This window comes from Streptomyces sp. NPDC058678, from assembly GCF_042714835.1.
Classification (GTDB): Bacteria; Actinomycetota; Actinomycetes; order Streptomycetales; family Streptomycetaceae; genus Streptomyces.
In genome coordinates, this window is sequence record NZ_JBHXSG010000110.1 from 1 (window position 1) to 18,019 (window position 18,019).

Annotated in this window: 16 protein-coding genes and 8 pseudogenes; 10 read left to right on the forward strand and 14 right to left on the reverse strand. The window is 67.2% G+C overall.

The features are described 5' to 3' along the window. On the reverse strand, window positions 1–167 hold a 167-nt coding region (locus ACFWWR_RS45855; protein ID WP_384310286.1), incomplete at its 3' end, for an NAD(P)H-binding protein. A gap of 315 nt (window positions 168–482) precedes the next feature. Further along, entirely contained in the window at window positions 483–1,343 is an 861-nt protein-coding gene (locus ACFWWR_RS45860; protein ID WP_384310267.1) for a DUF1963 domain-containing protein, read from the reverse strand. A gap of 341 nt (window positions 1,344–1,684) precedes the next feature. Between ACFWWR_RS45860 and istB the strand changes: the two are divergent. Continuing rightward, window positions 1,685–2,516, forward strand: a pseudogene (gene istB, locus ACFWWR_RS45865) (IS21-like element helper ATPase IstB). On the opposite strand, the gene ACFWWR_RS45870 reads toward istB, so the two are convergent. Further along, window positions 2,494–2,931 carry a pyridoxamine 5'-phosphate oxidase family protein gene (locus ACFWWR_RS45870; protein ID WP_384310270.1) on the reverse strand — a complete coding sequence of 146 codons (438 nt, stop codon included), beginning with the start codon at window positions 2,929–2,931 and terminating at the stop codon, window positions 2,494–2,496. The pseudogene istB and the gene ACFWWR_RS45870 overlap by 23 nt on opposite strands. Before the next feature lie 286 nt (window positions 2,932–3,217). On the opposite strand from ACFWWR_RS45870, the gene ACFWWR_RS45875 reads away from it, so the two are divergent. Beyond that, on the forward strand, window positions 3,218–4,096 hold the full coding sequence (locus ACFWWR_RS45875; protein ID WP_384310272.1) for an SMI1/KNR4 family protein: 879 nt from the start codon (window positions 3,218–3,220) through the stop codon (window positions 4,094–4,096). Between the two features lie 214 nt (window positions 4,097–4,310). Here the strand turns inward: ACFWWR_RS45875 and ACFWWR_RS45880 are convergent, their stop codons facing one another. The 3 genes from ACFWWR_RS45880 to ACFWWR_RS45890 form a co-directional block, all read right to left on the reverse strand. Next, window positions 4,311–4,883 carry a hypothetical protein gene (locus ACFWWR_RS45880; RefSeq protein WP_384310275.1) on the reverse strand — a complete coding sequence of 191 codons (573 nt, stop codon included), beginning with the start codon at window positions 4,881–4,883 and terminating at the stop codon, window positions 4,311–4,313. After that, the gene (locus ACFWWR_RS45885; protein ID WP_384310278.1) at window positions 4,880–5,227 is read right to left on the reverse strand and encodes a hypothetical protein; all 348 of its coding nucleotides are present in this window, start codon (window positions 5,225–5,227) and stop codon (window positions 4,880–4,882) included. The genes ACFWWR_RS45880 and ACFWWR_RS45885 overlap by 4 nt, the downstream gene beginning before the upstream one ends. A 181-nt stretch (window positions 5,228–5,408) precedes the next feature. After that, window positions 5,409–5,870 carry a hypothetical protein gene (locus ACFWWR_RS45890; protein WP_383877834.1) on the reverse strand — a complete coding sequence of 154 codons (462 nt, stop codon included), beginning with the start codon at window positions 5,868–5,870 and terminating at the stop codon, window positions 5,409–5,411. 92 nt (window positions 5,871–5,962) lie between these two features. Between ACFWWR_RS45890 and ACFWWR_RS45895 the strand changes: the two genes are divergently transcribed. The 4 genes and pseudogenes from ACFWWR_RS45895 to ACFWWR_RS45910 all read left to right on the forward strand — a co-directional run. Next, a complete protein-coding gene (locus ACFWWR_RS45895; protein WP_383877841.1) occupies window positions 5,963–6,268 on the forward strand; it encodes a hypothetical protein in 306 nt (101 codons plus the stop codon). A gap of 34 nt (window positions 6,269–6,302) precedes the next feature. Then, a pseudogene (locus tag ACFWWR_RS45900) lies at window positions 6,303–7,812 on the forward strand (DEAD/DEAH box helicase family protein); the annotation flags it as partial. Window positions 7,813–8,657: 845 nt separating this feature from the next. After that, window positions 8,658–9,266, forward strand: coding sequence for a hypothetical protein (locus ACFWWR_RS45905; RefSeq protein WP_383877835.1), 609 nt, complete (start codon window positions 8,658–8,660; stop codon window positions 9,264–9,266). Window positions 9,267–9,542: 276 nt separating this feature from the next. Continuing rightward, window positions 9,543–10,048, forward strand: a pseudogene (locus ACFWWR_RS45910) (IS5/IS1182 family transposase); the annotation flags it as partial. Here ACFWWR_RS45910 and ACFWWR_RS45915 read toward each other — a convergent pair. Then, window positions 9,993–10,232, reverse strand: a pseudogene (locus ACFWWR_RS45915) (DUF664 domain-containing protein); the annotation flags it as partial. The pseudogenes ACFWWR_RS45910 and ACFWWR_RS45915 sit on opposite strands and share 56 nt — an antisense overlap. A 79-nt stretch (window positions 10,233–10,311) precedes the next feature. Continuing rightward, window positions 10,312–11,049 carry an SDR family NAD(P)-dependent oxidoreductase gene (locus tag ACFWWR_RS45920; RefSeq protein ID WP_383877837.1) on the reverse strand — a complete coding sequence of 246 codons (738 nt, stop codon included), beginning with the start codon at window positions 11,047–11,049 and terminating at the stop codon, window positions 10,312–10,314. 84 nt (window positions 11,050–11,133) lie between these two features. On the opposite strand from ACFWWR_RS45920, the gene ACFWWR_RS45925 reads away from it, so the two are divergent. After that, a complete protein-coding gene (locus ACFWWR_RS45925) occupies window positions 11,134–11,775 on the forward strand; it encodes a TetR/AcrR family transcriptional regulator (RefSeq protein ID WP_384310281.1) in 642 nt (213 codons plus the stop codon). A 399-nt stretch (window positions 11,776–12,174) separates the two neighbouring features. After that, a pseudogene (locus tag ACFWWR_RS45930) lies at window positions 12,175–12,297 on the forward strand (IS630 family transposase); the annotation flags it as partial. Window positions 12,298–12,327: 30 nt separating this feature from the next. Here the strand turns inward: ACFWWR_RS45930 and ACFWWR_RS45935 are convergent. Both ACFWWR_RS45935 and ACFWWR_RS45940 read right to left on the reverse strand, forming a co-directional pair. After that, a complete protein-coding gene (locus tag ACFWWR_RS45935; RefSeq protein ID WP_384310288.1) occupies window positions 12,328–12,543 on the reverse strand; it encodes a hypothetical protein in 216 nt (71 codons plus the stop codon). 169 nt (window positions 12,544–12,712) lie between these two features. Then, a pseudogene (locus ACFWWR_RS45940) lies at window positions 12,713–12,943 on the reverse strand (class I SAM-dependent methyltransferase); the annotation flags it as partial. 441 nt (window positions 12,944–13,384) lie between these two features. On the opposite strand from ACFWWR_RS45940, the gene ACFWWR_RS45945 reads away from it, so the two are divergent. Continuing rightward, window positions 13,385–13,696, forward strand: coding sequence for a hypothetical protein (locus tag ACFWWR_RS45945; protein WP_383878270.1), 312 nt, complete (start codon window positions 13,385–13,387; stop codon window positions 13,694–13,696). Between the two features lie 167 nt (window positions 13,697–13,863). On the opposite strand, the gene ACFWWR_RS45950 is transcribed toward ACFWWR_RS45945, so the two are convergent. Then, the gene (locus ACFWWR_RS45950) at window positions 13,864–14,331 is read right to left on the reverse strand and encodes a hypothetical protein (RefSeq protein WP_383878272.1); all 468 of its coding nucleotides are present in this window, start codon (window positions 14,329–14,331) and stop codon (window positions 13,864–13,866) included. A 963-nt stretch (window positions 14,332–15,294) separates the two neighbouring features. After that, window positions 15,295–15,672 (reverse strand): MerR family DNA-binding transcriptional regulator, encoded by a 378-nt coding sequence (locus ACFWWR_RS45955; protein WP_384310283.1) that lies wholly within the window; start codon window positions 15,670–15,672, stop codon window positions 15,295–15,297. A 76-nt stretch (window positions 15,673–15,748) separates the two neighbouring features. On the opposite strand from ACFWWR_RS45955, the gene ACFWWR_RS45960 reads away from it, so the two are divergent. Continuing rightward, the gene (locus tag ACFWWR_RS45960) at window positions 15,749–16,477 is read left to right on the forward strand and encodes an SDR family oxidoreductase (RefSeq protein WP_383878276.1); all 729 of its coding nucleotides are present in this window, start codon (window positions 15,749–15,751) and stop codon (window positions 16,475–16,477) included. A 97-nt stretch (window positions 16,478–16,574) separates the two neighbouring features. On the opposite strand, the pseudogene ACFWWR_RS45965 reads toward ACFWWR_RS45960, so the two are convergent. Further along, window positions 16,575–17,104: pseudogene (locus tag ACFWWR_RS45965) on the reverse strand (transposase). Next, window positions 17,101–17,642: pseudogene (locus ACFWWR_RS45970) on the reverse strand (winged helix-turn-helix domain-containing protein). The pseudogenes ACFWWR_RS45965 and ACFWWR_RS45970 overlap by 4 nt, the downstream one beginning before the upstream one ends. Between the last annotated feature and the right edge of the window lie 377 nt (window positions 17,643–18,019).

The following is an 18,019-nucleotide window of genomic DNA, read 5'->3' on the forward strand; positions in this document are numbered from 1 at the left end:
AGGTTCGGGGAGTCGGGCAGGGCGATCCGCCCTGGATCACGCGCGATGGCGGTCACGGTGTGACCACGCCGCAGCGCCTGTCGGGTGAGAGCGATGCCGGTCTGGCCGGAGGCCGCGAGGACGGTGAGGTTCATGCCGGGAACGTTAGGGAGTCCCTCACTTAACATCAAGTGCAAGTACCTGACTTGATAAATTACTCAGACGCAATCACTGCAGAGGTGAGGAGCGGAGTGCGCCGCGTGGGAACCAGTGCGGCATTCAGGATGAACACCGAGACCCGCCACAGATAATCACCGTCGCCGAGATGGACCTGTGGCAGCTTGCGCTCCTCCCAGATGTCAGACATGGTTCTCGCGAGGTGTGCAACGACCGGCAGTCGGGGCGGTTTTCCGTGGTCCGCCAACCTGTGCGCACAGCAGAGCGGCGGCGGACATCATCTGCCCGCCGTCGCCGCGCGGACGGCCGCGATCCCCAGGCACAAGTCAGGGGTTCCAGAACACCGAGGTGAACGCGCGGTCGAAGCGTCGCTCTGCCAGGTCCTCCCGCTGGATCACCCAGTGGACAGTGGAACTCTCCCAGCCCTGCACGTCCATGCCGGCATGCCAGTCGGCCAGGAGCACCCAGTCCAGGACGTCATCCGACACCGGTCCGTCCCACCGGCCCGCTTCCGCCGCTCTCATGGCCCTGGACACGGCAACGGCGACCGGGTCGGTGTAGACGGCCTCCTCATCGGCGTACCCCCCGATCTGCAACGGCCCCTCGGGGGCGATGTCGTCATGGGTGCTCGCCCAGACCGCGACGAGTTCCTCGGAGCAAGGATGCCCGGGAAGCGGACCACTCCCCGGCTTACCGAGCAGTTCGACCGCGTGGTGGTAGGGCAGCGACACGTTGGCCATCGCTCGCAGCGGACCCTGGGGGAACGCCTCGAACATCGCCTCGTCATCCCCGAAGTCGAAGGAGTTCCAGGCGTTCCTGTCCCGTTCCTTCACGGCCGTGCCGGCGGGGACGTACACCACGCTGCCCATGGTTTCGCAGTCGTCGGCGGTCTCGGGGAAGGCGAAGAGCAGTAGGCGGCCGTCGGGAGGCAGGGGCAGGTCCGTCCCGTCGGCGGGCAGGGCCGCGAGGTCGATGGAGGCGACGAAGGGGTGAGCGGGGTCCGGGGTATCGGCCGGAAGCAGCAGCGGACCACCGAATTGACCCACGACCGGCCCGCCCCCGTCCCGCGCCAGCGTCACGCAGGGGCGGGCGGTGGCCAGCCACCGCTCTACGTCGCCGGCGGGTACGCCCCGCGCGATCGCCCTGTCACGGAAGGGACTTAACCGGTCCCGCATCTCAGAAGTCACGGGCAAAGCGTAGAGCGGGAGGGCTGACACAGTTGCCTCGAGCCGTACCGGGCCGCCGAGGAGCCGTCTGGTTCCTTGTTCTGGAGAGCAACCGGGCGTGGCGCAGGTGCCCTCCGAGGCTGCTATGTCGTGTCAAGCCGCTTTCACAAGCTCTTCCGCGTTCGGCGGGTTCCTTCGTTCGAGGATTGCACCCCCGCACCGGAGCCGTTGGATCTGGACCCGGCCCAGGTGACTCCCTTGACTCCGCCTCTCCTCGCCCGTGCTTCGCCCGCCGACCAGCGTCCCCTGCCCCGACTGGAGCAGTGGGACGAGTTGTTGCAGCTTCGCCGGAAGGACCCGTCATGACCACCGCCCATCACGCACTGACCGCACAGGCATCCGACGCGGCGATCGATACCGCCTGCCGCCTGCTGCGGCTGCAGCTGCAGCTGCGGCCGCAGCTGCCCACCATGCGGGTCCAGGCCGCCGACACCATCCTTCCGGGCCGAACGCGAGGGCCTGTCCTCCGCGGGTTTTCTCGCCGAGTTACTGATGGCCGAGTGCGAGGACCGGAACCGGCGCCGGGCCGAGCGACGCATCCAGGCAGCTCACTTCCCTCGCGAGAAGTCCCTGCGGGGGAGTTCGACTACAGCGTTGGCCCTCGCGTCGATCCGGCGGTCATCCACAATCTCGCCACCTGCGAGTGGATCACCCGCTGTGTCTGATCGGAGACTCGGGCACCGGCAAGTCGCACCTGTTGATCACGCTGGGCACTGCGGCCGCCTTGGCCGGCTACCGCGTCCGCTACACCACAGCCGCAGCCTTGGTGAACGAGCTGGTCGAGGCGGCAGACGACAAGCAGCCGGGCAAGACCATCGCCCGCTACGGACCCGTCGACCCACTCGAAGTCGACGAACTCGCCTCCCTCGAACCAGACCGCCGCGGCGCGGAGATGCTCTTCCAGGTCTCACTGAGCGTGAGGAGAAGAACAGCATCGCGATCGCCTCCAACGAGGCGTTCACCGGCTGGAACCGGACCTTCACCGACCCACGGCTCTGCGCGGCGATCGTGGACCGCCTCACGTTCAACGCCACCATCATCGAGACAGGAACCGAGTCCTACCGCCTCGCCCGCACCAAGGCCCAGAAGAACGACGCAACGAAGTACACCGTCACGGCGCCACGGAGTAACTGAGATCCTGCGCGGTGAGCGAGGCAGGCACCAGACGCAGCCACATGGTGCCTCGTTCGCCCGGATCATCGTGCAGGTAGTGCACGAAGCGCGCGTCCCACAGAGCTTCGTCGGCTCCCAGATAGCGGGTCAGCTTCCGCCGCCCTCTCGCCACGTCGAAAGGCACCAGCTCGGCGCGGCCTCGAGCGATCACTTGCCGGACGCGACCCGTCACGAGATCGCATTCGTCCACCACGAGGGCAACGCTCGGGTCATCCTTCACTCGGTCGAACAACCGGGCCCACGGGCCTGTCAAAGTCCAGAAGGCTCCCTCTTCCCAGAGGAACCAGACAGGACGCACCGTCGGCCCGCTCGTCGCGATGCGAGCAGTGAGTGGCTGCTGCAGGAAAGCGTCGACATCAAAACGAGGAGATTCCACATCTCGAATCTTCCGATGCCGCCGATCACTTGACCACCGACCTCCGACCTACGACCAAAGACTCAGGCACACCGAAAACCTGGGAAATAGAGGCCGAAAACGCCCGCTCAAGTGGTCCCGGCGCAGGCCGATCCCCGGGGCCACGTGAAGACGTCCAGGAGACACGAGATCTTCACCAACCGGGGCCGCTGCAAGGCGTCCTGCCGGGGCCACTGAACAACGTCACAGCCAGCCTACTGTGTGAGGGGCACCGTCCTCCATCCGACGAGCAAGGAGCCAACAGGCTGTGAAGGTCGAAATTCAGCCGGACGTACGCGACATCGCCGCCCAGTTAGGGGCGGGCGTTTCCTATGCGCTGAAGGCCCTGGCCGGCCAGCTGGCCGACGACCCCAACATGGGCCGGCCCTCGAATCTGCCCGGCATCCTGACTGTGACAGTTGACGGCGACATGTTCGAGGACTGCCCCGACCTGTCCGTCGGTTACATCCGCGAGCCGGACCGGATCGAGATCCGGTTTCTGAGGGCGGTCGCCTCCACCGAGCCCTCCCCGGACGCCCATGACCAAGAGCAGGAGCAGGGCGCAGACTTGGACCACCCTGCCGACCCTGCCACCGCCGCGGTCACCGTCCGGGAGGTCGCCGATGCCTGGCGGCGCATCACCGGCAGGCTCAAGCACAACGCCCCTGACTCATACGCTGCACTCCGCGCCGGTGCCAGTCCCGCCGCCATCGCCGCTCTGGAAGAAGACCTCGGCATTCAGCTACCCCTCGAGCTGCACGTCCTGTGGCTGCTGACGGCGGGCGACGACGGGGGTGATGGCTGGGGATGCCTTCCGGGCAACATGGCTCTGATGCCCCTCAATGCCGTGGCGGACTTCTACCGGCTGATGACGGACGCCCAGGCCCGCGAGGACGGCCTCAACGCCGACCGGTTGGAAGACGACCGGCTTACCGTGTGGAAGGCAACGTGGATTCCGGTTGTTGCCTTGGGCCCGGCTGACAGCACCTCGGGCCTGTACCTGGACGCTGCGAGTGGCTACCTGGGCCGCTGGTCCCGCTACAACGAAGGCCCCGGCGAAGTACGGGACACGTTGGTCACCTACCTGGAAGAGGCTGCCGACATGCTCGAATCCCCGCCCTGGCCACACGGGATGAGCCCGGCCTGATCGGTGGGACGCTGGTGTGGCTCAGCAGTATCGACCCCGCACAGGAAGACCGGTGGCAGCCCCTGACCGGCTGACTACGTACGAAAAGAGGAGGGCCAGCCCCGACGACTGGCCTCCTTCCTCCTTCATCTGCTGGCGTTCAGACTAGGACAGCCGATCTTGCGCCACGTGCAGGTAGTCGCAGTTGACGTGCAGTGCTCGAATCCCGGAAGAGTCACGAAAACCCGTCCCGTCCCCAGCATCCGCCACGCCGGGGCCGGGAACCAGTTGAACGCCATCTGGTTCTGCACGCGCGGGATGCTGCACGCCCGCACCGCTCCGTACCACCCGGCCCCATCGTCGCCGTGCGGGTGTCCGCGTGGAGGCCGAAGTTCGCCGAACCGTCCCCCAACTGGTTCGGCTTCGCCGTGGTCCCCGGGTAGCCGCCTGACTCGTGCGTCGAGGCCATCGCGTACTCGTCACAGTCGGCCGTCCCCACCGAAGCATCGGATGGGTGCACGCTCCAGGAGGAGCTCTTACCACACACGACATTACGGCTGTTGTCTGACGTCCACGTACCGCCGGAGCTGGTCTTCACCGGGGTGTCCGGGCCCAGGTAGTACATCAGCGAGTCCCACCGCTTCGATCCGGCGTGATCAGGCATCACCTGCTGCACATACCAGTAGTCCCCCTTAGCGGCCGGGTACAGGTTGGTGTCCACCGTCCAGGTCGGCTTGAAGAACGACAGCACACAGCCCGGCGCAGAGCCGCCGACGAAGTCGTCGCAGCGCGGCGCAAGCTCCTTCACCTCGCCTCTTTCCGGAGGTTCCGAAGTTCGCCGTCGCGAGGACGGTGCTGCTGGCGTCCACGGTCGCGGTCCCCGACCAGCCGCAGTCGATGGTCTCCCTTGCCCGTGCCGTTCCACTGCGTCGTGACCCGGCCCCATCGGTCACCGTACGGCGGACCGTCGTCCACATCCCAGTACGCGGCCGATCCGGCATTGTTGTTCTGCCCGTCCGTCCACTTCACGCTAGACGTCACACACGACGAGCACGTCGACCCGATGTTCCACTTCATCGTCACGCCTTTCAGCGCCTGGTCGATCGAGACCGGCATCATCGCGATCTGCTGGTCGAACTCCGCGACCGACATGCGGGGGCATCAAGGTCGTACTGCTGATCCCCCGGCCGCCTGAACCGCGAGGCGTCCTCAGCCGGTCACCCTGCCGGGCACGGCACCCCCTGGGCGACCGGCACCCCGGAAGTGCAAGGACTACCCATGTTCCGGAGAGGGCTCACTGGCGGGACTCGCTGCTTCCTTCCGGGCCAGTCCCTCAACACCACTGCGAACCCGCGCTGTCCGCGACGATCTCCACGTGCAGCAGTCCCTCGTCCGGGCCCTGCACCCCCAGGTAGGCGGTCGTCCCGCCCATCGGCTTGGTGTAACAACCCGCCGTCGTCCCGCCCTTGGCCGTGGTCGCCGGCCGCCAGCCGTCCGCCCGGGCGGCCTTCTCGTAGTGGCCCAGGGCACTCTGCGCGGACGCGCCGTACCGATACCGCGTCCCGACGGCCACGAAGCGATCGTCGTCGTCGCAGTCCCGGTACCTGCCCTCCGGTTCCGCCCCCTCAGGCGCCATATCCAGCACCGCCGCGCCGGCCATCACCTCGGCCAGCCGGTCCTCACGCTCACCGCAGCCGTACATGGTCACGAAGTACAGCCCGGGCAACCCCACCAGCAACAACCCCGAAGCGGCCACGGCAACGGCCAGACGGGACCCCACCCCACTTCTCTTCATACAGCCGGACGGTAGCGCACCGGCCTCAGCTTCCTGGACTGGTTGCGACGCAGCGGCCGGTCGGCCGGGGCTCTGGACCAGCCGTTCATGTCGTGGATCTGAGGCAGCGTGAGCGCGCCGGGCTGCTACTCCTTGAGGCGTACGAGACGGTGCTGCCGCGCACGCACCCGAACACCACTCAGCGGCGAATGCTGGAGGCGCTGGGCGAGGCCGGCGGTCTGTGCACGGCGCGGACGATGGAGCTGTCCACCGATGACGCCACCCTCTGCACCCGCGAGGCCGGGCACTACGACGACAAGCCGTCCCGGAAGGACGGAAAGCCTGCCGGCACCTCACCAATGCGTCGATCTGGGACGACCCAGCCGCGTACTCACGCCCGCACACAGTCGTCTGAATAACCGCCGCAATAGGGCATCAACGGGAAGCAAGGAAATGCCTGCGATCCAGCTCAAGAAACACCAGGTCGACCAGAAGGCCAGTTTCCGCAAGTAGGCCGGATTCCCTGCAAGGTCATCAGTACCCCCACAGGGGGCACCGGGCACAATCGTGTCAGCGACCGGACCAGGCAAGACGATCACCGCGGCCGCGCGCGCTCGAGTACTTCCCGGGCGGGCGAATCCTCGTGACCGTGCCGACCCTGGACCTACTCGCGCAAACCGCCCAGGCGTGGCGCCTGGTGAGCCACCGCTCCCCCATGGTCGCGGTGTGCCCGCTGGAGAACGACCCTGTGCTGAACAGGCTGGGGGTTCGCACCACCACCAACCCGATCCAACTCGCCCTGTGGGCAGGGTCCGGGCCCATGGTCGTGTTCGCCACGTACGCCTCCCTAGTGGACCGCGAGGACTTCGACGACCCGACGGGCCAGGGACGCGTTCGCGGGCCGCTGGAGGCCGCTCTGGCGGGAGGGGAACGCCTGTGCGGACAGCAGATGGACGGTTTTTCGCTCACCTCGTGGATGACGCCCACGATACCTCGGGGGATCTTGGCAGGCCCTGGGCGGCGATCCACGACAGTCCGCATCCCCGCGGACTTCCGGCCGTACCTGACCGCGACCCCGCGCATCCTCGCCGCGCCCCGGCCGCAGAAGGGCGCGGACGGCCAGGAGGCGGAGATCGCGACCATGGGCCAGGACTCGGATACCTACGGCCCGTGGCTGGCCAAGCTCGGGCCGAGCGAGAGCATCGAGCGGGGCATCCTCGCCGGCTTCGAGATCGACGTGCTGGAGATCCGCGACCCCTCCCCCGTCCTCGGGGAATCGGAGGAGGCTCAGCGGGGCCGGCGCCTGGCCCTGCTGAGGACCGCCCTGCTGGAGCACGCGGCGGCGTACAACCTGCGCACCGTCATGACCTTCCATCAGAAGGTGGAGGAAACCGCCGCTTTCGCGGAGAAAATGCCGCAGACGGCCGCGCAGCTGTACGTCAACGACGCCTCCAACGACGACCTGGCGGCCGCGAACCGGCTCCCCGCGTCCTCGATCGACGCGGCCTTCTACGAGCTGGAGACCGGCCGCCACGTACCGCCGGACCGCGTGTGGTCGGCATGGCTGTGCGGCGACCACCTCGTCACCGAACGACGCGAGGTCCTGCGGCAGTTCGCAGGCTGCATCGACGCCACCAACCGGCGCGTGCACCGGACCTTCCTGGCGAGCGTTCGCGTGCTCGGGGAAGGCGTCGACATTACCGACGAGCGCTGGGTGGAGGCCATTTGCTTCGCCGACACCCGCGGCTCACAGGCCGAGATCGTGCAGAACATCGGCCGCGCACTCAGGTTGAACCGCGACGGCTCCACCAAGGTCGCCCGCATCATCGTGCCGGTATGCCTGGAGCCCGGAGAGGACCCCACTGACATGGTCGCCAGCACCAGCTTCCGCCCCCTTGTAGCCGTCCTCCAAAGCCTGCGCTCACACGATGAACGACTCGTTGAGCAGCTCGGCGCTGATGCGTCTCCACAAGATCGGGATTCGGCCCCGGCAGGACCGCCCCACCGCACTGTTCACCCTCGCCGCCGAACTTCCCGCCGCCATCCTCACCAGGGTCCTCGGCGTCCACAACCAAGTCGCCGTCCAATGGCAGAAGGCATCAGGCGGCGACTGGGCCTCTTACGCCGCCGATGTCCGCCGCCGTGTCCCGGAGAACCAATGAAGCTACCCATCACCATCCACCAAGCACGTCTCGGATCCACGGAGTTCAAGGTCATCCGACCCGCCCGGCCACTGGTCCACGCAGTGCTCATCGACCACGATCGGCACCTGGACACCTACCTCGATCAGGACGCCGCCCAGCGAATCGGTGGGCTATGGAAGCTCGCTGCATCTTCACCGCGCTCGCTTGTCCACCTACCGATGCGGGGGAACCGTGGCCCCTCACGCGAGCTGCCGGAAGACGGCACACGGCAGCTTGATCTCGTGCTGCTGCACCACTCGCTCCAGTTCGCACCCTCACGCTGGAAGGAAGTACGAGGACGGCTCGGCCCAGGGCGTCCGCAGACCGTGACGCTGTCCGCCGCAAAACACACCGACGAAGCCGTGATTGATCACGAGGCACGGCACTACCAGGAGAACCGGGATCTGTTTCACCAACATCTCCACGCCGAGACCCTATTCATGACCGGCAGCGCGAAGGTGTTCAGGGACACCGCCCGGCACTTCCTCGACGTCGCCCGAAACGGCCCCGGATACGTCCCCGTCCATCCGAGCTACCCGCACTTCTGCACCGAGCTCCACTCCAACGACGGCATCCTCGGCGACGCGCGCGAGATCCACATCGAGTACTGCGACCAGTGGGACTCATGACCCCGACCGACAGGACCTTGCCGACCATGACGTTCAACGATCACCTCCAACATCTCGTCGAGAGGGCCCTCGCATCCATCCCGGCCGCCGACGCAGGCGACATCTACGCTGTCTCCTTCCTCATCGACAACGAGGACGACAACCCCCGTCAGCCGACCTTGACGATCGGCTACAACACTGAAACTCAGGCCCGACGCAGCATCCAGGACGCCTCTGACCAGGCAGAAGCCCGTTGGAACTACGCTTTCTGGATCCAGAACGAGCTGACTGTGGTCGGCGACCTGACCAGCGACCCCGCCGGGGCCACAGCTCGCCAGGAGTGGATCAGCGGCCTCGGACTCTGGTACGACGAGCCAACCGACCCCGCCGACTGGGATTCAGCCATCGGGCCACTCGCCACGCAGATCGAGGCCCGGTTCAACCAGACCTGCTGCCAGCTCGCCCGAACCCTCCATACGACCGGCGTCATCGAAAGATCTGTCGGTCGAACAGTGCCAGTGATCGTCCACGAGCTGGAGTACTACGAGGCGATCGCCCGGCAGACCGAGGCCGCCAACCCGCCCGGCCTCGCCGACGAGTTCACCTCATGGGTCCGCAATGGCTGAGGCATTCGGACAGTTCAATATGTCGCCAACGGTGACCTCCGTCAGTCCAGCACCAAAAGTGCTCCAGAACCAGGATTCGAGCGACGCCGAGATGATAGGCATATATGCCGAGTTGCCTTGGGCCTGCCTCAGCTCTCAATTAGCGTGTGGCCCGGCTTCCGCCACCCCACGCGGAGTCGGCACAACATCTGGTTTAGCGTCAAAGCACCCCTACTGCAGGGGTGTTGACGGCAATGCGAGGGGCTCAGCCGAAGTGTGGCTGGCGGCCCCATACGGTCAGCGGATGGCTCATGGGACAATCTCTTCATGGCTGTCCCCGCCGATGCTGACGCGGAAGGCCGCATCGACTGGTCCATGGCGAGCGTGGACTCCACCACCTGCCGGGCCCACCAACACGCCGCGGGACCACGTAAGAAATCCCCGCGGCTTCCGGGAAAAGACACACGCCCCTGCAGCACCGCCCCGATGAGGGCCTGGGACGCTCACGGGGCGGCCGCCGCAACCGCCGCTACCTGCGGCGACGCCAGATCAAGCACACGATCATCCAACCGAAGAATCAGCGGGCCAATCGACAGCACAAAGGCAGCAGGGGCGGTCGGCCCGCTGGCTTCGACAGGACGATCTACAAACGCAGGAACGAGGTGGAGCGGACGATCAATACCCTCAAGAGCTTCCGGGCTGTGGCGACGAGGTTCGACAAACGCGCCTACGTCTTCTACGGCACCGTCACCGTTGCCTCGATCCGACTTTGGCTCCGGTCGCGACCCACCGGAGAGAGCTAGTAGTACCCTTCGCCCCGTCAAGCAGCTCCCTCACGATGTCCGCGTGCCCCGCGTGCCGTCCGGTCTCCTCAACGAGATGGATGAGCATCCAGCGGAGGTTGGCGTTGCCGGAGCGGCAGTCGGGGTGGCGGCCGACGTCACCCCAAGAGGCCGCGGCCACGATCTCGTTGCTTCGGGCGCACTGGCCTCGTACGACGCACACGCGCGGCCGGGAGTGCGCCCCATCGCTTCGCGGGAACCGGATGCGCACCACCGGCCGTCGTTCAGGCCCGGGTGTAGCCGCCGTCGGCGAAGAGTTCGGCGCCGGTGACGAACGACGAGGCGTCCGAAGCCAGGAAGAGAGCGGCCTCGGCGATTTCCTCGGCGTCGGCCAGCCGCCCCAGAGGCACGACGGCCTCGGCGAACTGGTCGACGTCCGGCCCCGCGGCGCCCAGCAGGCCAGGGGTCCGCGTGGGTCCCGGGCTGAGCACGTTGACCCGGAATCGGCGCTCCCGTGACTGCCGGGCCCAGTTGTGCACGAGGTTGCTCACCGCCGCCTTCGAGGCGCTGTAGACCTCGAGTTGCTCATTGGGCCGCACGCTGTTGCTCGAGCCGACGACCAGGATGGAGGCGTTCTCCGCCAGCAGCGGAAGCGCCTTCTGAACGGTGAAGAGTGGGCCCTTGACGTTGACGGCGAGCGTCAGGTCGACGTTCGCCTCGGTGTGGGCGCCGAGCGCGGCGTCCGCGACGATTCCCGCGTTGGCCACCAGCACGTCGATGCGTCCGGCCTCCTCGCGGACTCGCGCGTAGAGCGCGTCCAGGTCGGCCAGGACCGAGACGTCGGATCGTACGCCGGTGGCCGCAGGGCCCATCTCCTTGACTGCCGCTTCGAGGCGGTCGAGGTCCCGGCCGGTTACGAAGACCCGTGCGCCCTCCCGGACGAAGCGGCGGGCGATGGCCAGCCCGATCCCGCTGGTCCCGCCGGTGATCACGGCCACCTTCTCGTGCAGCACGCCTGGCATGTCGAACCCCTTCAGTTGTGGAATGGATCGTCCATAACGTAGGCAGTAATGGACGATCGAGTCAAGAATGAGTAGAGTGAGACCATGCCGAGACCACGCGCATTCGACGAACGCCGAGTCCTGGAGCGGGCCCGGGAACAGTTCTGGGCGACCGGCTATGCAGGAACCCGGATGGACGACATCGCCCAGGCGACCGGCCTGGGCAAGGGCAGCCTGTACGGCGCATTCGGCGACAAGGGCAAGCTGTTCCACCGCGTGTTTGGCGACTGGTGCACCGCAGTCGTCGAGGTGGCCGAAGGGCGGCTGGCAGGTGGCCCGGATGCAGAGGCCTTGGCCCGGCTGTCGGGATACGTACACCTGATGGCGGAGAACACCGCCTCCGACACCGAGCGCCGCGGGTGCCTGTTGGCCAAGGGCGCGGCGGAACTGTCCCAGCACGATCCGACGGTCGCCGGACGGTCGACCGAGACTATGACGGCACTGCTGGCCCTGCTGCGGACGGAGATCAGCGCCGCCCAGCGCCACGGCGACATCGATAGCACTGCGGATCCGGAGCGGTTGGCGGCACTGCTGCTGACGGTGGTCCGCGGTATCGAGGCGGTAGGCAAAGCCGGCCTGGACCCGGAGACGCTGCGGAACATTGCAGACACCGCACTGGCGGTCCTGCCCATGCCCGAGGGGCAGAAACGCCTCGCAACCGGGCGCAGTCCGGCCCGCGAGAACTGACTTGGTGCACAGGGCACGGGCGTCACGGCGCGCGGCCGCGTTGCCGATGCGGTTCTGCCGGGACCGGGGCCGGCGCGACTGTCCGGCGGCGAAGCGGCGGCGTCCGGCGTCCTGGAGCCGCCTAGGCTGCTTGCGCAGCTCTGCTTCTTCTCCGCCTTCGACTTCGGCTTCCGGGGCCGCTTCCGGATCGACTCCCACGGCGGCGGCTCATCAAGCACGGCGGCCAGCTCCTTATATGCTTCGCGGGCGCGAGCGACGACGTCCTCGAGGCTGAGTTCTTCCGGGGTGCTCATGCGACTCCTCCTGTGGTCCGGCCCGACGCGGGCTGAGCGCCGGGCTGATGGGTGTGCGTCGGCGCGGTGGGCTGCGGTCGAGGGCTGTCGGCGACGGCGCGGTCCCCGTTGGCGCAACGCCAACGCCCGCCACCGCGATGTCCTGGCCGCCGAACGCAAGGAACCCGCCCGCATTCGAAGCGAGAAGGGAATCCGCTGGGGCGGACGCCCACTCGCCGCTATTGCCTGATGCGGGCATGCTGCGCTCACCCGCTGGCCATTAGCCTGACAAGGGCAGCGTGCCGGCAGTGAGGAAAAACGTGACGGCGTATGTAAAGCGACCTGCGCGCACGGCATCGTCGAATTGGGCCATGAACCGGTCCGCGTCCAGGGGGTCGAGGTAGCCCCGGGCTGCGGCGGCGTGTGCCCACATGCGCAGGCCCATGACATTGTCGGCCGCCGACGGGTCGCGCACGACCAGAGTCCGGGCTTCCACCGTGATGTCGTGGAGGCCGCGGGCAGGCGAGCAGTCCGGCGTGCCGGTGGGCCAGCGTGCCGTTGCGTAGGCCCGCGTCGGCTCGGAAGCGCAGCACCCGGCGGGCAAGCTCCTGGTCGTCGATGTCGAGTACCTGGCTGTCGTAGTCCGGGTCTGCCAACGCGACCCGGCCGCCGGGGCGGATCACCCGCAGCAACTCATCCAGCACCTGGGCCGGTTCGACGACGTGCTGCAGGACCCGGTCAGCCCATGCGCCGTCGAACTGACCTGCCACGAACGGCAGCCGGTGCCCGTCCGCAACAGCGGCCTGCGGCAGTCCTCGGTCTCGTGCCTGCGCGATCATCGTCAAGGAGCTGTCGACCGCGACGACCTCGGCCCCACAGCGCGAGCGCAGGGCCACGGCGGCGTCCCCGGTACCCGCTCCGACCTCAAGGAACAGTCCGCCGGCCTCGGCACGCAGAGACTCTTACAATCGCTGCTTGCAAGCAGCGTAGAACGACTCCGCACTCAACCGGTCCAGGACCTGAACCCACTCGGCAGGCCGGGGCTGCGTGTCCACCGACGTGAAACCGTGAGAAAACACTGTGATCGTTCATGGGAGCAAGCTAGACGTGCCAACCAAGGCGGTGAACCTTTGCAGACAGAGCATTAGAAACCGATAAAGCCAGGCGTCACACCATGCGCATCGCAGCCCCGACCATGCATCCGACCACAGCAGGTCACAGCAGGTCACAGCAGGTCACAGCATTGCGCATACCATCAGGGAGAAAACTGCGCATGCGCGAGACTGTTGTGCACCGACCGAAGCCGAGGGTCTCGAGGGAGCGATACAGTGCGCGCTGTGGACATACCCGGCTGGTTCGTCTGGATCGCTCTCGGTCTGGCCGTCTTGCAGGCCCTCGGCCTCGTTCCCGTCATCCGCCGACTGCGCGGATCCGACTCCGCGGTGCGTTTCAAGGCGCGCCTTGACCTACTGGACGTCGTCGGCTCCCTGTTGCTCTTCGGCGGCCTGCTGCTGAGTCTCATGGTGGCGGAATCCTGGTTCTGGCTCACCTTCGTCGGCTTCGCGCTCGTGGCCGCCGCCTACGCCGTGGAGGGTGTCCACCGGCTCCGCGCCCGCCGCCGCCCCACCGGTGATCGCACTACTCGGTGACGCGGCACATCCCATTCCGGACGGCAGCGGGGCGTCGAGCCGTACGACAAGCACGAGGCGGCGCAGCACTTGGGCCGCATCCGGTCGGCCGCTGTACGGGGTTGAGTGCCTGTTTTCGTTCCCTGAAGGGAGATCAGACAGAGGGTCTTGCGCTTCCGCGGCGCGGGTCATGCAGATAGGGCAGGCAGTCGCTTCATCCAGGCATCGAACAAATCGCGGTCATACCGTTGCCGTCGGATCAGAGATGGCTCGGTGCTCCAGGTCCACACCACCCGGCCCGGGTCTGTATCGTCGAGTGCTTCGTACCACTCGCGTAGTGGGCCAGCCAGGTGGGCGTTGACGTCGAAGTTTCTGCGGCTGCGTGTGGTGTCGTGCTCCTTCTGACGACGCAGGGTGTCAGGGGAAGGGATCTGGCAGGCGATCAGATCGGCGAGACCCAGTCGCCGCGTCTCGATCGCGCTCCGCGCGAGGGGTAGTTGCGATTCGAAGTCATCGGCCGATGTGAGCCTGGCGCGTGCCAAGCACCAGCTGTAATGCAGCTTCAGGGGGTCGGTGTCGCAGACGGCCAGCTCGTGCTCGGCCTCGAGTTCACAGGCGTGTGTCCAGCGGGTCACGTTGCGCTCGGTCCAGAACACGCTCGTCTCGTCCAGGGACCAGTCTGCAGAGGGCATGCCGCCTGGCAGTTCAGGGACCACTTGCCCAGATGCAAATTGGGCGCAATGAGTTGACTTTCCGGCCGCGCTCGGACCCTCGACAACCAAGATCATGGTGTGCAGTCTTTCAGAACGCTGGTGGAAGCACCTCGCGAAGGCTACCGCTCCGCCCCCACCGTCCACGACCGCCCGCACACCGGGCACTCCGCCCGCTCTCCCCGCTGCATCGCGGCCATCCGCTGCCGGGTCCGCTGAAGCCTCCGCCACTGCCGTGACCTGCACCGACCCGAGCAGAACACTGCCTCCGCCGCCATCGTCTGCGGCAGCGGATCACCACACTCCCGGCAGTACCGCCGAGCCGTCCCGCCAGCTCCCACAGATCAGATCATCCAGGCGCACGCATCTCACGGCCAGGGATCAAAAAACGCCTACTACTGAGGTTGAAGTCGTGGTGTCGTAGGGGCTGACGGCTGGCCGTCGGCCGCGGTATCACCGGAGGCACGCGGTATCCACAAGGGGGCGGGCTGACCGCCGAACGTCAGCAGTTCTTGATCCCCAGATCGGCGGCAACCGACCTGATCGTTGCCTCGGGCCGCGACTGGTACAGCGCGACCGCGTCCGCCTTGGACTGCGGCGGATAGTTCTTCATGACCACGAGATGTCCGTTCTCAGATCCTCAGGATCCAGTGTCTCGTGTGTCCGACATCAGGGGTCAAGGCCTTCCATCGCATGGCCGCACCACACCGTCCTGCCAGCTGACCGGCAAACCGTGACAGCCTACGACCGGAAAGACCCTGGAGAACCAGACCACCGCGCTGGTCTCCGCCCTGCCGAACACCGAAAATCGCGTCGGCCGCCCGACAACAGTTCCCCCTCAACGACTCCTCATCGCCCCAACCAAGACAGCGAGGTTAGATCGCTGATGAGACGTCTGGCCGACCGCGCCTACGGGTGCGTGTCCGTGATCGCGATGACCTCGTCGAGGTGGTCCAGGGCGGCCTGCAGGTCGTCGATCTTGGCCTGGATGCGCTCGCGCTCGGCTCGCAGCATGGCTCGTTGATCGGCGTCGGTGTGCCCGGAGTCCCAGCACGGCAGGAGTTCGGTGATCCTTCGGCTGGTGAGGCCGGCGGCGAACATCTCCTGGAAGAAGCGGACCAGGGGGATGGCGTCCTGCCGGTACAGGCGCTGGCCGGACGGGCTGCGCTCCGCGATGAGCAGCCCTTGCTGCTCGTAGTAGCGCACGGCGCGCACTGAGACGCCGGCACCTCGTGCCACCTCGCCGATGCGGATCAACCGCTCGGCTGCGGCCACTGTGACAGTCATGGTGATTCCTCTCACCTCTGGCTCTGACGACCAGCACTTGCCTCTGACGCTAGCGTCAGGTTTTAGCGTACCGGCCATGGATATCAACAACTCCGTCGCCCTTGTCACCGGAGCCAACCGCGGCCTGGGCCGCGCCTTCGCCCAGCGCCTGCTAGAACGGGGCGCCCGCAAGGTCTACGCGACGGCCCGCCGACCGGAGACCGTGGACCTGCCCGGGGTCGAGGTGCTGCCCCTCGACATCGCCGATCCCGCATCCGTGAGGGCCGCCGCCGCGGCCGCCCCGGACGTCTCGCTACTCATCAACAACGCGGGAATCAGTACGGGTACCGACCTGGTGACCGGTTCGCTGGACGCGGTGCGGCACGAGCTGGAGACCAACATGTTCGGCCACCTGGGAATGATCCGGGAGTTCGCTCCGTCGCTCGCCAGGAACGGCGGGGGCGCGATCGTCAACGTCCTCTCCGCCATGTCGTGGTTCGGGGGCAAGGGCGCCAATGCCTACCACCTGACCAAGGCCGCCGCCTGGGCCATGACCAACGGCGTCCGCCTGGAGCTCGCCGAGCAGGGCACGCTCGTCACAGCGGTACACCTCGGCCTGGCCGACACCGACATGGCGGCGGGCTGGCCCGTGGACAAGATCGCTCCGTCGGACCTGGCCGACGCGGCGCTCGACGGTGTCGAGGCGGGCTCCGCCGAGGTCCTCGCCGACCAGTGGAGTCGGGACGTCAAGTCCCGTCTGCCGCTGACGCCGGAAGAGTTCAACGCCGCAATGGACCGCGCCCTGGCGGCGCTGATGGCGGCCTGAGGGGCCCCTCGGGCCGCACGGACTTCGGTCGGCTGCTTCTCCATCGGCCTCTCGAACTCCTCTACTTGAGGTTGAACTCGTGGTGTCGTGTCGCTGATCAGGCGGGTCCGATGGTCAGGCCGGTCTCGGCGAGGCAGCCGTCTATGAGGTGACTGCGGTACTGGATGAGGCGTAAGCCGCGTCGGATGCGCTGGTCGAGGTGTTCGGGGGTACTGAAGGCGACGTTGGAGAGCCATCCGCGTCGCAGGAGAGACCAGATGCCTTCGACGGGGTTGAGGTCGGGTGCGTAGGGCGGCAGGTGTAGATGGTCAGCCACTCCCGGGCTGCCGCCCACTGCCGCAGGTCGGCGGCTTTGTGAACGTTGAGGTTGTCCCAGACCAGGACGATCGGGCCGCCGAGCTGCTGGTGGGCGGCAATCAGCAGGTCCCGGTAGTCGCGTCAGGAGAAGCTTTTGCGCCCGTCGCGTCGGCCGTCGTCTCTGCGTGGCCGGTAGATCAGCCTTGAGCGGTGGCCGGGTTTGTAGCAGGTCGGTGCGGCAATGGATATCCGTCTGCGGGAACGGCCGCGGACCCGCACCACCGGTGTGTGTCCGGGTTGTGACCAGGTCTTCGCCTGCGGCGGCGTCATGGAGAATCCGGCTTCGTCCTCGAAGACGAGCCAGGCTCCACGAGCCGCCGCGAGTCTTCCGCGCAGTGCCACACCTCCTTGACCCACCCGGCGACCGCGTCATCGTCCCGCTCGACAGCGCGTCGGGTTGGAACCTGGCAGGACCAGCCGTTGCGGACCAGGAGTTTCCGCACGCGCTGGATCGTGTAGGTCAGGTGGAAGCGCCGGCCGATCACCGTTTTGACCCGCGCCAGCGTCCACCGCTGATCCTCCCAGCCATGCGCGGCCGGCCCCTTGGCCAGCTCCGCTTCCAACTGCGCGAACTGCTTTTCGCTCAGCCTCGGAAACGATGCCGGCCCCCTGCGACCGCAGCGCCCGGGGACCGCCCTCGTCCCACGTCCGCCCGCCACCGCTGCACCGAACGGACGCTCACCTGCAGGTCCTTGGCGATCACCGAGCTCGCCTCACCCCGAGCGAACCGTTCCGCCGCCTGGAGCCGTAACTCCTCACGAAACTGCTGCCGTTCGGCGGTCAGCCCGCCCCCTTGTGGATACCGCATGCCTCCGGTGATACCGCGGCCGACGGCCAGCCGTCAGCCCTTACGACAACCACGAGTTCAACCTCAGTAACAGGTGCAACAGGTGTCGTGGTATCGCCAGTTCAGGTGAAGCCCGGCTGCAGCCGGGCCGGGCATGGCTTTGTTCACGAGAGGTTCTCGTGAACAAAGCCACCGGGCAGCTCCCATTCCGGATGCGGTAGGAACGTGTGGTGATCTGTCACAGCGGTTTCTCCACCCATCGCTTGGCCCCTGCCCGGGCGGCGGGCCCGTCACCGGTGCCGCGCGGTGCGCAGCTCGTCGGTGTACCGGGCGAGGGCGTCTTCGGCCGTGGGGACGGGGCCGAACAGCTGCTCCTGGCGGCGGGGGTCGGCGACGTA

Bases quoted from the DNA above. Each gene is read 5' to 3' on its own strand.
- ACFWWR_RS45955 (WP_384310283.1), bottom strand. From the start codon at position 15,672: ATGACTGTCACAGTGGCCGCAGCCGAGCGGTTGATCCGCATCGGCGAG.
- ACFWWR_RS45920 (WP_383877837.1), bottom strand. From the start codon at position 11,049: ATGCCAGGCGTGCTGCACGAGAAGGTGGCCGTGATCACCGGCGGGACC.
- ACFWWR_RS45885 (WP_384310278.1), bottom strand. From the start codon at position 5,227: ATGTCGGTCGCGGAGTTCGACCAGCAGATCGCGATGATGCCGGTCTCG.
- ACFWWR_RS45890 (WP_383877834.1), bottom strand. From the start codon at position 5,870: ATGAAGAGAAGTGGGGTGGGGTCCCGTCTGGCCGTTGCCGTGGCCGCT.
- ACFWWR_RS45925 (WP_384310281.1), top strand. From the start codon at position 11,134: ATGCCGAGACCACGCGCATTCGACGAACGCCGAGTCCTGGAGCGGGCC.
- ACFWWR_RS45960 (WP_383878276.1), top strand. From the start codon at position 15,749: ATGGATATCAACAACTCCGTCGCCCTTGTCACCGGAGCCAACCGCGGC.
- ACFWWR_RS45905 (WP_383877835.1), top strand. From the start codon at position 8,658: ATGACCCCGACCGACAGGACCTTGCCGACCATGACGTTCAACGATCAC.